The organism is Mycobacterium sp. URHD0025 (assembly GCF_000426065.1).
Lineage (GTDB): Bacteria > Actinomycetota > Actinomycetes > Mycobacteriales > Mycobacteriaceae > Mycobacterium.
Genome location: NZ_AUEQ01000006.1, coordinates 548,489 through 561,115, shown reverse-complemented (window position 1 = coordinate 561,115; position 12,627 = coordinate 548,489). Strand labels below are relative to the sequence as shown.

22 protein-coding genes are annotated in these 12,627 nt (G+C 65.6%); 12 read left to right on the top strand and 10 right to left on the bottom strand.

Going from position 1 to position 12,627, the window contains the following annotated elements; translation table 11 throughout:
• Nucleotides 1–33: 33 nt before the first annotated feature.
• Nucleotides 34–366: a hypothetical protein gene (locus H977_RS0107225; protein WP_029107229.1), complete on the top strand. Its 333-nt coding sequence runs from the start codon at nt 34–36 to the stop codon at nt 364–366.
• Between the two features lie 20 nt (nt 367–386).
• On the opposite strand, the gene H977_RS0107220 is transcribed toward H977_RS0107225, so the two are convergent.
• Nucleotides 387–932 (bottom strand): nucleotidyltransferase family protein, encoded by a 546-nt coding sequence (locus tag H977_RS0107220; protein ID WP_029107228.1) that lies wholly within the window; start codon nt 930–932, stop codon nt 387–389.
• A 197-nt stretch (nt 933–1,129) separates the two neighbouring features.
• Between H977_RS0107220 and H977_RS0107215 the strand changes: the two genes are divergently transcribed.
• On the top strand, nt 1,130–1,552 hold the full coding sequence (locus H977_RS0107215; protein WP_029107227.1) for an STAS domain-containing protein: 423 nt from the start codon (nt 1,130–1,132) through the stop codon (nt 1,550–1,552).
• Here the strand turns inward: H977_RS0107215 and H977_RS0107210 are convergent.
• Both H977_RS0107210 and H977_RS0107205 read right to left on the bottom strand, forming a co-directional pair.
• Entirely contained in the window at nt 1,523–2,245 is a 723-nt protein-coding gene (locus tag H977_RS0107210) for an RNA polymerase sigma factor SigF (RefSeq protein ID WP_231395901.1), read from the bottom strand. The two genes, H977_RS0107215 and H977_RS0107210, sit on opposite strands and share 30 nt — an antisense overlap.
• A gap of 26 nt (nt 2,246–2,271) precedes the next feature.
• Nucleotides 2,272–2,703 (bottom strand): ATP-binding protein, encoded by a 432-nt coding sequence (locus tag H977_RS0107205; RefSeq protein ID WP_029107225.1) that lies wholly within the window; start codon nt 2,701–2,703, stop codon nt 2,272–2,274.
• 274 nt (nt 2,704–2,977) lie between these two features.
• On the opposite strand from H977_RS0107205, the gene H977_RS32670 reads away from it, so the two are divergent.
• On the top strand, nt 2,978–3,523 hold the full coding sequence (locus tag H977_RS32670; protein WP_036475271.1) for a DUF6328 family protein: 546 nt from the start codon (nt 2,978–2,980) through the stop codon (nt 3,521–3,523).
• On the opposite strand, the gene H977_RS0107195 is transcribed toward H977_RS32670, so the two are convergent.
• Entirely contained in the window at nt 3,491–4,477 is a 987-nt protein-coding gene (locus H977_RS0107195; protein WP_029107224.1) for an LLM class F420-dependent oxidoreductase, read from the bottom strand. The genes H977_RS32670 and H977_RS0107195 overlap by 33 nt on opposite strands.
• Before the next feature lie 50 nt (nt 4,478–4,527).
• On the opposite strand from H977_RS0107195, the gene H977_RS0107190 reads away from it, so the two are divergent.
• Nucleotides 4,528–4,872 (top strand): hypothetical protein, encoded by a 345-nt coding sequence (locus H977_RS0107190; protein ID WP_029107223.1) that lies wholly within the window; start codon nt 4,528–4,530, stop codon nt 4,870–4,872.
• Nucleotides 4,873–4,961: 89 nt separating this feature from the next.
• On the opposite strand, the gene usfY is transcribed toward H977_RS0107190, so the two are convergent.
• The 4 genes from usfY to H977_RS0107170 all read right to left on the bottom strand — a co-directional run bounded on the left by usfY (nt 4,962) and on the right by H977_RS0107170 (nt 6,134).
• Nucleotides 4,962–5,270 carry a protein UsfY gene (gene usfY / locus H977_RS0107185; protein WP_029107222.1) on the bottom strand — a complete coding sequence of 103 codons (309 nt, stop codon included), beginning with the start codon at nt 5,268–5,270 and terminating at the stop codon, nt 4,962–4,964.
• Between the two features lie 167 nt (nt 5,271–5,437).
• Nucleotides 5,438–5,695, bottom strand: a complete 258-nt coding sequence (locus H977_RS0107180; RefSeq protein ID WP_029107221.1) for a DUF7218 family protein — start codon at nt 5,693–5,695, stop codon at nt 5,438–5,440.
• A 42-nt stretch (nt 5,696–5,737) separates the two neighbouring features.
• The gene (locus H977_RS35185; RefSeq protein WP_155946544.1) at nt 5,738–5,893 is read right to left on the bottom strand and encodes a DUF6131 family protein; all 156 of its coding nucleotides are present in this window, start codon (nt 5,891–5,893) and stop codon (nt 5,738–5,740) included.
• Nucleotides 5,894–5,900: 7 nt separating this feature from the next.
• Entirely contained in the window at nt 5,901–6,134 is a 234-nt protein-coding gene (locus H977_RS0107170; RefSeq protein ID WP_029107220.1) for a hypothetical protein, read from the bottom strand.
• 99 nt (nt 6,135–6,233) lie between these two features.
• Here H977_RS0107170 and H977_RS0107165 point away from each other — a divergent pair, with 99 nt between their 5' ends.
• From H977_RS0107165 to H977_RS0107155, 3 genes are read left to right on the top strand one after another with little or no spacing between them, the layout of a single operon-like run.
• The gene (locus tag H977_RS0107165; RefSeq protein WP_029107219.1) at nt 6,234–6,554 is read left to right on the top strand and encodes an ArsR/SmtB family transcription factor; all 321 of its coding nucleotides are present in this window, start codon (nt 6,234–6,236) and stop codon (nt 6,552–6,554) included.
• Complete coding sequence (locus tag H977_RS0107160; protein ID WP_051288705.1) at nt 6,551–7,039, top strand: SRPBCC family protein; 489 nt, start codon at nt 6,551–6,553, stop codon at nt 7,037–7,039. The genes H977_RS0107165 and H977_RS0107160 overlap by 4 nt, the downstream gene beginning before the upstream one ends.
• Nucleotides 7,036–7,662 carry a maleylpyruvate isomerase family mycothiol-dependent enzyme gene (locus H977_RS0107155; RefSeq protein ID WP_029107217.1) on the top strand — a complete coding sequence of 209 codons (627 nt, stop codon included), beginning with the start codon at nt 7,036–7,038 and terminating at the stop codon, nt 7,660–7,662. The genes H977_RS0107160 and H977_RS0107155 overlap by 4 nt, the downstream gene beginning before the upstream one ends.
• 5 nt (nt 7,663–7,667) lie before the next feature.
• Here H977_RS0107155 and H977_RS0107150 read toward each other — a convergent pair whose 3' ends face one another.
• Nucleotides 7,668–8,027 (bottom strand): Rv2640c family ArsR-like transcriptional regulator, encoded by a 360-nt coding sequence (locus H977_RS0107150; protein WP_029107216.1) that lies wholly within the window; start codon nt 8,025–8,027, stop codon nt 7,668–7,670.
• Nucleotides 8,028–8,128: 101 nt separating this feature from the next.
• Here H977_RS0107150 and H977_RS0107145 point away from each other — a divergent pair, with 101 nt between their 5' ends.
• From H977_RS0107145 to H977_RS0107130, 4 genes are all read left to right on the top strand, one after another.
• Nucleotides 8,129–8,530, top strand: coding sequence for an ArsI/CadI family heavy metal resistance metalloenzyme (locus tag H977_RS0107145; protein ID WP_029107215.1), 402 nt, complete (start codon nt 8,129–8,131; stop codon nt 8,528–8,530).
• A gap of 47 nt (nt 8,531–8,577) precedes the next feature.
• Entirely contained in the window at nt 8,578–8,952 is a 375-nt protein-coding gene (locus tag H977_RS0107140; protein WP_029107214.1) for an ArsR/SmtB family transcription factor, read from the top strand.
• A 47-nt stretch (nt 8,953–8,999) separates the two neighbouring features.
• Entirely contained in the window at nt 9,000–10,433 is a 1,434-nt protein-coding gene (gene arsB / locus H977_RS0107135; protein ID WP_051288725.1) for an ACR3 family arsenite efflux transporter, read from the top strand.
• 168 nt (nt 10,434–10,601) lie between these two features.
• On the top strand, nt 10,602–11,030 hold the full coding sequence (locus tag H977_RS0107130) for an STAS domain-containing protein (RefSeq protein WP_029107212.1): 429 nt from the start codon (nt 10,602–10,604) through the stop codon (nt 11,028–11,030).
• Here H977_RS0107130 and H977_RS0107125 read toward each other — a convergent pair.
• Nucleotides 11,027–11,428, bottom strand: coding sequence for an ATP-binding protein (locus H977_RS0107125; protein WP_231395892.1), 402 nt, complete (start codon nt 11,426–11,428; stop codon nt 11,027–11,029). The genes H977_RS0107130 and H977_RS0107125 overlap by 4 nt on opposite strands.
• 163 nt (nt 11,429–11,591) lie before the next feature.
• Here H977_RS0107125 and H977_RS0107120 point away from each other — a divergent pair, with 163 nt between their 5' ends.
• Nucleotides 11,592–12,611, top strand: coding sequence for a DNA topoisomerase IB (locus H977_RS0107120; protein WP_029107210.1), 1,020 nt, complete (start codon nt 11,592–11,594; stop codon nt 12,609–12,611).
• Nucleotides 12,612–12,627 lie beyond the last annotated feature (16 nt).

The following is a 12,627-nucleotide window of genomic DNA, read 5'->3' as shown; positions in this document are numbered from 1 at the left end:
CGTAGGTGGCCATTCGGCGTTCTTGGAGGGCTCATGGAACCTGTCGAGATCAACAACGGCCAGTGGTACCTGCGCGGACTGCGCGCCGATGACCGCGTGGACGACCGGCCCGCGCTCGCCGACCTCGGCGAGGACGACCTGGACTACGTGCACGACGCCGCGGACGGCTGGGCCGACGACACGCGGTACACGTGGGCGGTGTGCGAACCGACCAGCGGGGAACTGCTTGCCGAGGTCAGCCTGGATCGCGTCACCGGATTCCTGAGCAGCCGCGGCCGGCCCGGCTTCGAGGATGCCGCCGCCATCTCGGAGGACACCGTGCGGCGGTACGCCATGGAGGTGCTGGGACTCGAGGTACACACGTGAGTGCGCCCGCCAGATAGCGGTCAGCGCTCGTCGATGTCCAGGCCCGTGGCCAGGTCACCGCATTCCACGGTGATGACATCGTCACGGGCGCCGAGAAACGCCCGAGCGCCCTGGTCCCCGTGCAACGCGGCGGCCAGCCCCTCAAGGTGCCTTCGGGCCACCACGACGGGATGACCGGGGCGGCCGTCGTAGCCGGCGCGGGCCAGGCCAGAACCGGCGCCGCGTCCCGCATCCAGGACCCGGGCCACGACATCGGCGCCGATATCCGGAGTGTCGACGGTCTGCAGAACGACCCATTCGGCGTCACCGGCGGCCTTCAGCCCTTCGCGTACCGAGGCGCTCATTCCGTCGGCCCAGCGTGCGGCCACCACGGCGCGGGCCGGAGCAGGCACTTCGACCACGGCCGCACCGAGCACCACGATGACGTCGTCGCAGCCGCCGTGATCGAGCGCGGTTACCGCCCGTGAAAGCCAATTACCTTCTTCGGCAAGGACTTTCGGCATTCCGAACCGGCGGCCGGCGCCTGCGGCCAGCACCACACCGGCTACTGGGGCGCCCTTCGACATGACAACAGTCTGACCTGGGAGTATAAGAATCCACTCAGACAAATTGTCCGATGACCTTGATGGCGGTAGGGTTCGTGACAGGTTGAGTTCACAGCCGCAGCGAGCGCAGTCGACAATGCGCGCGGGAACTCGTGACACTGTCGATTGATGCCGCACCAACAGTACGAATACGTGTATTACGACTGATGGAGCTACCCATGACCGTCTTTTCGACGAGCGCTCTCATCGACCGGGCCGCCGAATCGCCAGCCACCTTCGCCGCCCGCTTTCTGCCGCCGTCCACGGCGGTGATCAGCGCTCATGGCGAAATCGACGCCGTCAACGCAGCCGAGTTCGCCGACTACGCGTTGCGGCACACCGCCGAGGCCGAGCGGGTCGCGGTCGACCTCACCGACATCGATTTCTTCGGCACCGCAGGTTTTTCGGCCCTCAAGAACATCGAGGAGCGTTGCTCGACCACCCATACCGACTGGGTATTGGTGCCCAGCAAGGCAGTCAACCGGCTGCTGCGCATCTGCGATCCGGATGCGACGCTGCACACCTGCTACAGCGTGGCCGCGGCGTTGTCCACACTGAACGGCAAGACCCCACTACTGCAGCTGGTCACGAAGTCGCGCTAGCGATTTCGCGAGCAGCCGCGACACATGCATCTGCGAGACACCGACACGCTCGGCGATCTGCGTCTGCGTCATGGACTCGAAGAATCGCAGCAACAGCACCGTCCGTTCCCGCTCAGGTAATTGAGCAAGCAACGGCCGCAGCGTTTCCCGATTCTCGATCTGGTCCAAGCCGTCGTCCACATCGCCGAGCGTGTCGACTATCGCGGGCGCATCCTCGTCACCCCCGCCGCCGCTGTCGATCGACAGCGTGTTGTACGAGCTCCCCGCCACCAGGCCTTCGATCACCTCTTCGCGGTCCATGTCGAGTTCCTCGGCGAGCTCAGAGGCGGTCGGGGCTCGGCCCAGCCGCTGAGACAGCTCCGCAGTCGCCGCGCCGAGCCGCAGGTGCAGCTCTTTGAGCCGCCGCGGCACCTTCACCGACCAGCTGTTGTCGCGGAAGTGGCGCCGCACCTCCCCCATGATCGTCGGCACCGCGAACGACACGAAGTCCGATCCGGTCTCGACATCGAATCGGTTGATCGCATTGACCAGGCCGACCCGCGCCACCTGAACCAGATCCTCACGCGGTTCGCCACGGCCGTCGAAGCGCCGCGCGATGTGATCGGCGAGCGGCAGGCAGCGCTCGACGATTCGCTCACGTTGACGTTCGTAGGCCGGCGAGTCCTCGGACAGTCCGCCGAGTTCGCGAAACATTTCACGGACGTCCGCATATTCCGACGTCACCGCAGCAGGCTCGCTCGTCTCGTCGTCAGGGTGATGCCGAATACCTGGCCGACGTCGGGCCCGTCACCGTTGATGAAGGTGTTGACCTCGTCGGTCAACGAGCTCAGCACATGCCAGCTGAAGCTGCCCGGCTCGAGAACCGCAGCACCCGTGCAGGTTGACGAAGCGGTGATCACCACCGTTTCATCCCGCGGGTCGATGACCAGATGCAGGCTCGAATCCGGTACCGCGGCCCTGATCAACGCGGTGCATGCCTCGTCGACAGCCAACCGCAGGTCGGCGACGACGTCGAAATCGAGATCCTCGAAGGCCGCTACCGCGGCGACGAGGGTGCGCACCACGGCCAGATTCTCCAGCCTCGCAGCGACCCTAATCTCCACCGACCGCTCCGCGTGGCGCGGATTGGATTGGCCCTGTTCGTCGGCCATCTCACCTCCCGGCGTCTCGGATGGACAGTATCCCAGCTGGGAACGCTGTCTCACGAGACCGCTCTGCTGATCATGCTCACTCGACCCTGAACCATAACGCGCCGAGCAGTTTCCGCCAGAGGCAGTGCGGGTCCACCCCGGTAGGGCGACGTCGCTCTCGACTTCGGCACTGTCATTCCTTCCTGCGCCCTCACCGGGCGGCCTGGGATCCCAGCCAGGGATGCCCACCGCGCCGCATCCCGAAACCTGTGGTGAACGTGGGATTATCGAGAGCATGGATCCGGACCACCCCGAGCTGGATCAGCCGTGGGACCAGAACGCCCGCCACGAAACCGAAGCCGAGCGTTTGGACCGCAACTGGAGCAGCCTCCTGCAGGAGCTGCGGGTGGTTCAGACCGGCGTCCAGCTGCTCACCGGCCTGCTGCTCACTCTGCCGTTCCAGGAACGGTTCTCGATGCTCGACGAGTCCATGCGGCTGGTCTATCTCGCGACGGTCGCGTGTTCGGCCGCAGCCACCGCGTTGCTGGTCGCACCGGTCGGGATGCATCGCATCCTGTTCCGCAGGCACCGGTTGAATCTGCTGGTTTCCGCCGCACACCGGTGCGCGTTCACCGGGCTGGTGTTGCTCGGGCTGGCGATGGCCGGGGTGACCGAGCTGATCTTCGACACGGTGGCCGGGCGCGAAGCCGGGGTGATCGCCGGCGTGGTCGCCCTGGTGGGGTTCGTAGGTATCTGGCTGGTGCTGCCATTGGCGATGCGTCTGGGTCATCCGATGTCGACCGGCGCGTCAGTCGAACTCGGCGCGCAGCGCAGCCAGTAGCGGCTTCGCCGCCTGGTCGAGGAATCGCTGTTGGCCCTCGTCACCGATCTGGACAAGGGCGACATCGGTGAATCCCGCTTCCAGATATGGGGCGACAGCCGCGACGATCGCGTCCAGGTCCGGTCCACAGGGGATGGTCTCGGCGACATCCTCGGGACGCACGTACTGGGTCGCCGCCGCGAAACCGGCTGGTGTCGGCAGGTCCGCGTTGACCGCCCAGCCTCCGGCGAACCAGCGGAACTGGTCATGAGCCCGCTTCACCGCGGTATCCCGGTCAGGATCCCAGCACACCGGGATCTGTCCGATCACCCGCCCCTCGGGCAGGACGCCGGTGGCATGACGGCGCTGCTGCCAGCCTTCGACGATCGCGCGGTCGGGTGCGACGTTGATCAGGTGATCGGCTGCCACGGCAAGTTTGTCGACGGCCTTCTGACCGGTCATCGACACCGCGATGGTCAGCGGGACATCCGGCAGATCCCAGATGCGGCCTGAGTCCACTTCGTAGAACTCACCCCTGAAGTCGACGAGTTCCCCGCTGAGCAGTTCACGGATCAGCTTGATCGCCTCGGCGAGCATGTCGAGGCGGCGCTCCACGGTGGGCCAGCCGTGACCGACGACGTGTTCGTTGAGGTTCTCACCGCTGCCCAGACCCAGGGTGAACCGGCCGTCGGCGAGAATCTGCACCGTGGCGGCCTGCTGGGCGACGATCGCCGGGTGATACCTGATGGTCGGACAGGTCACGTATGAGTACAGCTGCACAGTTTCGGTGGCGTGAGCCACCGCGCCCAGCACGGGCCACGCGTTGGGCGCGTGTCCCTGGCTGGCCAGCCAGGGACTGTAATGGTCGCTGCTCACCTCGAAATCGAAGCCCGCCCGCTCTGCCGACACCGCATAGTCGACGAGCTGTCGGGGGCCGCTCTGCTCGGTCATCAGTGTGTATCCGAATCTGGCCATGGCGCTGGAATACCCGTGCAGAAGACCGCGAAACTGGGTATGCGGACGCCATGACCGAATCACAGACTCTGCAGACACAGCACCGCGGCGAGCGGCGAATGCGGATATCGCTCACGTGGGTGCTGGCGGTGTTGACCGTTCCCGCGGCCATCGCGGTGTTCCTCTACGGCATGGGTGCGGTGATGGGTATGGCCGGGTGTACCGGCGACGTGTGCGCGAGCAAAGGCCCTGGCGAATTCTGGTTCGGGATCCTGTTCTACGGCGCACCCGTGGTGCCCGTGGTCACGATCGCCGTTTCCATCCTCACCTCACGGATGCGGTACGGCATTCTCGTCCCGGTGATCGGATTGGCACTGCTGGCAATCGATTTCGCGGTACTGGCGCTGTCGTTCTGAAAGGCCGTTCTGAAGAGTCGTTCTGAACCTGCGCCGCGCCACGAGCCACTCACCCGGCCGTTCAGCGGCCGGGTCGGTGGGCTCGGATCTCAGCTGCTCGGCCGCTGCCGCATCACGCCGGGATGATCTGTGTACCAGCGATCCTCGATGCGGCGCACCCGCATGTGCTCGAGCGCCAACCACGTCGAACCGATGACGAGCCCGGCTGCGGACAACGTGCCCACGGTCAGGCCCACGTCGGAGTGGCCGGTGGCGAACGCCGCCAGACACCCGACGAACAGCACCAATCCCAAGAGGATCAGTACGAGCGCGGGCATGATGACGTTGTCCTTCATCGACTCGCCGGCGTGTGGCCGGGTTGTCCGGGCGTGGTCAACTGGATCTTTTGGACCCTTCATGGCTGCTCCTTCCCGCCACTTGTCGCCCCACCTGCCGTGCATGGGCTGACTCCACGGTAGATCTCCTGGGCAGCTCTGGCGAGAAAACCACGAATCCTCGCCACCGAGACGCGACACGGCCCCGCCTCGACGGCGGGGCCGTGTGGACCTACTCCCGTTTCGCGTGGTCAATGGTTGCGGAGCATCCCGATCAGTTCACCCTTGTTCTTGTCGGAATAGCCCTTGATACCAAGCTCTTTCGCTCGCTTGCGCAGATCGTCGACCTTCCAGTCGTCATAGGATCCGGACTCGCCGCCCGATCGGCCCACATTCGAACGTCCCCGGGCCGCAGCGGCGTTGGAGATCCGCGCCGCCTTCTCTTTCGAATTTCCTTCGTCGCGCAGCTCCTCGTAGAGCTTTTCGTCCTTGATCGATGAATTCGGCATCGTGCACCTCCCTTGTCATTGATGACGCCGACGGCAGTGTGGTCAATACCAGCTCCGACGCCCCGCGACCGGCCGCCCGATCGCCCCGAGCACCCAGAAGACGGCACCGATGACCAGCAGGATCACGCCGGCCACCCAGAGCAGGTAGATGTTGAAGACCAAGCCGAGAATGAGCAGGATCGCGCCTAGCACAATCATGATGACCTCAATTCAGTGCGGCGATGGGAGCCATCGCACTGGGTTGCGGCAAACGGCACTCGTCCACCTTGGGATTGACTCCCGCGTAGTTGAGTGGGCCGGCCAGGACTGTGAGCGCTATCGCGCCCGCGGTCGCGCAGTTGGTTGAACCACCGTGGAAATAGTCGCGCTGCCAGGCTGCCACCACACCGATGATCAGCCAGATCAGCACGAGCGTTCCGAACAATCCACCAAGTCTCATGGCATGCGATGTACCCGACTGACGCCCGGGTCAAACATGGGGGCAAACCGCTTCGAGACCACTCGACGCGCCGCATCGGTAAGCGTAGAGTTACCGTTCGTGGTGACTTACCCTTCGACCGATCCGTGGGCCGCGCTGGCCGATGGCAGCCGACGTGCCATCGTCAGGCGGCTGGCATCGGGACCGATGGCCGTGGGCGAGTTGGCTCGCGAGCTACCGATCAGCCGACCCGCGGTCTCCCAGCATCTGAAGGTGCTGAAAAGCGCTGGGCTGGTGGCAGATCGGGCCGTCGGGACACGTCGCCTCTACCACGTCGACCCCGGCGGTGTGGCGGCGCTGCGCGCCGAACTGGACACCTTCTGGGATCAGGCACTGGACGCCTACAAGAACATCGTCGATCAGAAGGAGGAAACGACGTGACGCCCACACAGGTCGAGCCCATCCGCAAGAGTGTCGTCGTCAACGCCGCAGTGGAACAGGCGTTCTCGGTGTTCATCGATCGGTTCGACGCGATCAAGCCACGCGAACACAACCTGCTCTCGGTGCCGATCGCCCGCACGGTCTTCGAACCGCACGCCGGCGGACACATCTACGACGTCGGGACCGACGGCAGTCGATGCGAGTGGAGCCGGGTCCTGGTCTACGAACCTCCGGCGCGTGTGGTCTTCTCGTGGGACATCGGACCCACATGGCAGATCGAATCCGACCCCGACCGCACGAGCGAGGTGGAGGTGCGGTTCATCGCAGACGGTGACGACCGCACCCGGGTCGAGTTGGAGCACCGCCACCTCGAGCGCCACGGCGCGGGCTGGCGATCGGTGGCAGACGGAGTGGGGGGCGACGCCGGATGGCCGCTGTACCTCGTCCGTTACGCCGACGTGGTCCGGAAGGAGAGCCCTCGATGAGCACCGACGAGCCGTCATTGATGGACCTGGCCCGGGACGAGCGGGCCGATCTTGCCGAATTCCTGGCCACCTTGACCTCCGACGAATGGCAGACCGAGTCGCTGTGCACCGGCTGGACAGTGAAAGACGTTGTGGCCCATGTCGTCAGCTATGACGAGCTGGGTCCCGCGGGGTTGCTCAAGCGGTTCGTGAAGGGACGGGTGGTGCGGGCCAACGAAGTCGGTGTCGCCGAATACTCGACGATGTCGACGGCGGGGCTGGTGGAATTCCTCAACCGCCATCTGCGCCCGCAGGGCCTGACGGCGGGGTTCGGCGGCATGATCGGCCTGGTCGACGGCGCCGTCCATCACCAGGACATCCGCCGCGCACTCGGCCGCCCGCGCGACGTGCCCGCGCAGCGGCTCGAACGGATCCTGCCTCTGGTACCCGGCAATCCGCGCCTCGGTGCGGGTCGCAGAATCAGAGGACTTCGCCTGCGCGCCACCGATATCGGGTGGGAGCACGGCAACGGGCCGGAAGTCACCGGGACCGGAGAGGCGCTTCTCCTGGCGATGACGGGCCGCCGACAAGCCGCCGAGGAACTCGCCGGGCCGGGTGCGGCAACCCTGCTCGGCCGGCTCTGACCGCGCTACCGGCAGCAGTTCGGGTCGAGAACCACACACAGCGCCTGGAGAGCTTCGGGCCGCACGCGGTGAAAGACGTTCATCCCTCGGCGGTCCGATGACACCAGTCCGGCCTTGCGTAGCTGGCCCATGTGGTGGCTGACAGTCGACTCACTCAACCCGAGCGCGGTGGCGAGGTTGCCACTCGTGCCTTCGCCGGGCATTGCGGTGAACAACAACGACAGGATCTTGATCCGGGCCGGGTCGGCGATCGCCTTCAGGCGCATCGCCACGGCCACCGCTTCATCATCGGTGATCGGGCCGGCTGCCATCGGGGCGCAGCAGACCGGTGCGGACATATCGATCACGGGCAGCGCTTTCGGCATGGTGCCATCATGCCACGGAGTTTGACATATATCGAAAAGGTGTCATGCTGGCGAGGACGGTTAATTCGATATATGTCTCATCAGCGATGGAGGTTCGAATCATGTCACGTGTCCAACTCGCACTCAATGTCGATGATCTCGACGAGGCGATCGCCTTCTACTCCAAGCTCTTCGCCACCCCTCCGGCGAAGGTGAAGCCGGGCTATGCCAACTTCACCGTGGCCGATCCCCCACTGAAGCTGGTCCTGCTGGAGAACCCCGGCGAGGGCGGCACCCTCAACCACCTCGGCGTCGAGGTCGCATCCAGCGATCAGGTGCACACCGAGATCGCCCGGCTGACCGACGAGGGGCTGTTCACCGACGAGGAGATCGGCACCACGTGCTGTTTCGCGACCCAGGACAAGGTCTGGGTAACCGGATCCGGCGGCGAGCGATGGGAGGTCTACACGGTGCTGGCCGACTCTGAGACCTTCGGCGGCGCCGGCACGCCTACGGCCGGCTAGCCGATACGCGCCTTGCAGGCCATATCGATACATGTCAATATCGATGGATGCCGAATTCGACCGACGTGCCGCCCGGCCAGGACGCCTGTTGCCCACCCGGGGCGTTACTGCGTGAACCGATCTCGCCCGCCGCGGCAGTGGACATGGCGGTCAAACTCAAGGCGCTGGCAGACCCGGTCCGGTTGCAGTTGTTCTCGGCCATCGCCAGCCATGCCGGTCGGGAGGCATGTGTCTGCGACATCTCGGCCGGCGTGGAAGTCTCCCAGCCGACCATCAGCCATCACCTCAAGGTGCTGCGCGACGCCGGCCTGCTGACCTCCGAACGTCGGGCATCGTGGGTGTACTACGCCGTCGTACCCGATGCATTGGCCGGAGTGGCGGCCCTCCTCGGCGCCGAAACCGCGACGGCGGCACCGGCGTGACCGCTACCGCCACGCCCGCTCCGGCGGTCGTGGGCAAGCTGTCCACGATGGATCGGTTCCTGCCGGTCTGGATCGTCGCCGCCATGATCGCCGGACTACTCCTCGGCCGCTCGATCCCCGGTCTCGACACGACGCTGGAAAACGTTGAGATCGACGGGATTTCGCTGCCCATTGCCCTCGGCCTGTTGATCATGATGTATCCGGTGCTGGCCAAGGTCCGCTACGACCGCCTCGACACCGTCACGCGCGACCGCAGACTGCTGATCTCCTCATTGGTCTTGAACTGGGTGCTCGGACCGGCGTTGATGTTCGCCCTCGCGTGGTTGTTGCTGCCCGATCTGCCCGAATATCGCACCGGCCTGATCATCGTCGGCCTGGCCCGCTGCATCGCCATGGTGATCATCTGGAACGACCTCGCCTGCGGAGACCGCGAGGCCGCCGCCGTGCTGGTGGCACTCAACTCGACCTTCCAGGTGGTCATGTTCGCCGCGCTCGGCTGGTTCTACCTGTCGGTGTTACCCGGTTGGCTCGGCCTGCCACAAACCACCATCAGCACCTCACCCTGGCAGATCGCCAAGTCGGTGCTGATTTTCCTCGGCATCCCGCTGGCCGCCGGCTATTTCTCCCGGCGGATCGGAGAGAAGACGAGGGGCCGCGACTGGTACGAGACGAAGTTCCTACCGCGGATAGGCCCATGGGCGCTGTACGGACTGCTGTTCACCATCGTGATTCTCTTTGCGCTGCAAGGTGAACAGATCACCAGCCGGCCGTGGGACGTGGCCCGCATCGCGCTGCCGCTGTTGGCCTACTTCGCGATCATGTGGGGCGGCGGCTATCTGCTCGGCACGGCGCTCGATCTCGGGTATGAACGCACCACCACCCTGGCGTTCACCGCGGCCGGCAACAACTTCGAGCTCGCCATCGCGGTCGCGGTCGCCACCTACGGCGCCACCTCCGGCCAGGCGCTGGCCGGGGTCGTCGGGCCACTGATCGAAGTGCCGGTATTGGTCGCGCTGGTCTACGTCTCCTTGGCGCTGCGAAACCGCTTCGCCCACCACACTTCTCAGCACCTGCCGGGCAACCCGCCGACCGTGCTGTTTCTGTGCACCCACAACGCCGGCCGCTCGCAGATGGCCCTCGGATACTTCAACCACTACGCCGCAGACAGGGCCATCGCACGATCCGGCGGATCGGAACCCGCACATGAGATCAACCCGGCGGCAGTGGCCGCCATGGCCGAGGTCGGTATCGACATCACGGCCGAACGCCCCAAACGCTGGACCGAGGAAATCGTCTCGGCCGCCGACGTGGTCATCACCATGGGATGCGGGGACAGCTGCCCGATCTTTCCCGGCAAGCGTTACGAGAACTGGGAGCTCCCCGACCCCGCCGGGCATGACCTCGCAGCAGTCCGCCCCATCCGCGACGAGATCGACGCACGTGTCCGGCGCTTGCTGGCCGAACTGAACGTGAGCCCGTAGATCGATTGTTCGTACTCGTGATGGGGCGTAAAGTCGTCCGCAGGTTGAGTTCACAGCCGCCCTGGAATCGTCATCGGATGCAGGGTTGTCATTCTGTATCCAGGGGTTTTGAGCCCACAGAACCTGAAGTGTGGCGTGACCGCAGTGTTTCTGCTGAGGGAGTCACCGATGTCCACCATGAACGCCGCGAGCCGGGCCACCCCGTCTACCCACGACCGCAGCCGCGCGCAATTCTGCGCCCAATGGCTGTGGCCGGCGACCGCAGTGATCAGCGTCTGCGGCGAACTGGATGCGTCCAACGCCACGGAACTGATCGAATGCGGAATCCGGCACAGCAGGCCGAGCGGACAGCTCGTCCTTGACCTGAGTGCCGTCGAATTTTTCGGCGCAGGCTGCTTCGCCTGCCTCCATACGCTCAACGTCCGGTGCGCCGGCGAGAACATCGACTGGGTGTTGATCCCGAGCGCTGCCGTGTCCCGGGTGCTCGGCATCTGCGATCCTGCCCGCGGGCTGCCGGTCTCCGCCGGGCTTCCCGCTGCCCTCTCGACGCTGCGCAGTCAGCCGAAGCAACTGCGGTTGGTGGACGTGGGCCCCTAACCTCGCGCCGAGAACCCATCCCGACGGACGGTCAGCGAAATCCCCAGTACCGGTGTGGGTTCGCCGGTCTGATCGAGATCGAGGTCGTCGACGAAGGTGTCGACCTCCTCGGCGAGCGACTCCAGTACCCGGCGGCTGAAGCCGCTCAGGCCGGCGCTGCCGAGTTCGTCATGGACGCTGTCACAGGCCGTTGACACCCGGACCCTCAGGCCATCCACGCCGGGATCTACGACCAGCACGAGGATGGCTCTTGGCGCGGCCATACCGATCAGCACCGTGGATGCTTCATCAACCGCCAACGCCAGATCGCCGGCCGTATCGCCGGTCAGTTCCTCATAGTGGGCCAGGCAACCCACCATGGCCCTCACCACGGCCAGTGACTCGACTCGGGCCGGCACCCGCAACTCCACAGTTCGCGCTCCGCGCGTGTGACCCGATGCCGACCGGGGTATCCGCCGACCGTGCAGCACAGTGAGTGGAGACCCCGGTGCCCGGTCAGACGGTGACATGCCTGTCGCGTACCCACAGTCGTCCGGTCGTCAAACCAGGATGTGGGACGCAATGAGGCTGCGGCGCAGCGTCGTCGGCGGGCCGGGTATCCACCGGGTCCGCCGTGGCCGGGGATTCAGTTACCGCGACGACGACGGGGCTGCGGTCACCGACGCGGCAACGCTCAAGCGCATCGAGGATCTGGTGATCCCACCGGCATGGAAGAAAGTCTGGATATGTCCCTACCCCAACGGACACATCCAAGCCGTCGGCACCGACGTCGCGGGACGGCGCCAGTACCTCTATCACACCCAATGGCAGCAGGAACGCGGCGAGGAGAAGTTCGACCGGGTGCTGGAAATGTCCGCCGGCCTGGCCGATTGGCGAGACGCCATCGCGACGGACCTGAGGCGGCGCGGGCTGACCCGGGACCGCGTGCTGGCACTGGGCCTGCGACTGCTGGACCTCGGTTACTTCCGCGCCGGCGGGGACCAGTACGCCGAGGAGAACAACTCGTTCGGTGTCGCGACGCTGCTGCGCGAACACATCACGCTGCGGCCGGATGCGGTGGAGTTCGATTATCCGGCCAAGAGCGGGGTGCGGCGCACGCTGCTGGTCGAAGATCCGGTCGTGGTGCGGGCAGTCCGGTCCCTGCAGCGGAGCCGGGGCAACGGCGATCGCCTACTGGCATTTCGCAATTCGTCCGAATGGACGGAGGTGCATGCGGAGGATCTCAACGTCCGGTTCAAAGAAATGGTCGGCGATGACTACACCGTGAAAGATCTACGCACCTGGCACGGCACGGTACTGGCGGCCGAGGCCTTCGTCGACGCGGACCCTCCCGTCGACCCCAAGGTGATCAAACGCGTCGAGTCCGCTGTGATGCGCGAGGTCGCCGAGGCTCTCGGAAATACCCCCGCGGTCACCCGTAGCGCCTACGTCGATCCTCGAGTGGTCGATGCGTACCGGGATGGACTGACCATCGGTCCCGCGGTACGGCGGGCGGCGCGCGTACGTAACAGCGACAAGCGCCAGACGATCCTCGAGCGCAGCACCGCCCGGTTGATCCGAAAAGTGGGCAAGCAAACATGACTCGCCCTCAGACCGC